Source organism: Pseudotabrizicola alkalilacus (assembly GCF_003443995.1).
GTDB classification, from domain to species: domain Bacteria; phylum Pseudomonadota; class Alphaproteobacteria; order Rhodobacterales; family Rhodobacteraceae; genus Pseudotabrizicola; species Pseudotabrizicola alkalilacus.
In genome coordinates this window covers 1-679 of record NZ_QWEY01000057.1, presented here as the reverse complement: position 1 = coordinate 679, position 679 = coordinate 1, and the positions used below count along the sequence as shown (strand labels likewise).

Sequence of the window (679 nt, the reverse complement as noted above, 5' to 3'; positions counted from 1 at the left end):
ACTTTGAACGTACGATTGCCGTGTCCGGTGATACGAATGACTTCAAAGGATTGTTCTCAAGTTCTACGCTGGATTTAACGGATACGGCATTAGGTAGTAACTTAAACGAACGCAGCAAAAATATTAAAGCATTGATTTTGTTATTTGCAGACTTGAACATGGTCGCGTTACAAAAAGGCGATGTACTGGGTGATGCGTATGAGTATCTCATTGGTCAGTTTGCAATGGAGTCCGGGAAGAAAGCAGGGGAGTTCTATACCCCTCGACAAGTCAGTGAAGTTATGGCACAAATTGTAGCAAAAACGGCTGATATAAAATCAATCTATGACCCAACTGTCGGTTCTGGTTCGTTACTTTTAACGGTTAAAAAACATTTAGATGAAGATGTTCAAAAGGATTTAAGTTATTACGGACAGGAAAAGAATACAGCGACCTATAACTTAACTCGTATGAATTTATTGCTCCATGGTGTTCGTCCAGAAAAGATGACGATAAAGAATGGTGATACACTTTCTCAAGACTGGCCAGAAGATCCAGAGCGTCCAAATGAAGGCGTACAATTTGATGCGGTTGTTATGAACCCACCCTATTCTGCGAAGAACTGGAACAAAGCAGGTCTGAAAGTCAGTGATCCTCGTTTCGAAATCGCTGGTGCATTGCCACCAGACTCCAAGGGAGA

General features: G+C 41.7%; 1 protein-coding gene. It reads left to right on the top strand.

Annotated elements, in window-relative coordinates:
- On the top strand, positions 1-679 hold a 679-nt coding region (locus D1012_RS21985; protein WP_147335784.1), incomplete at both ends, for an HsdM family class I SAM-dependent methyltransferase.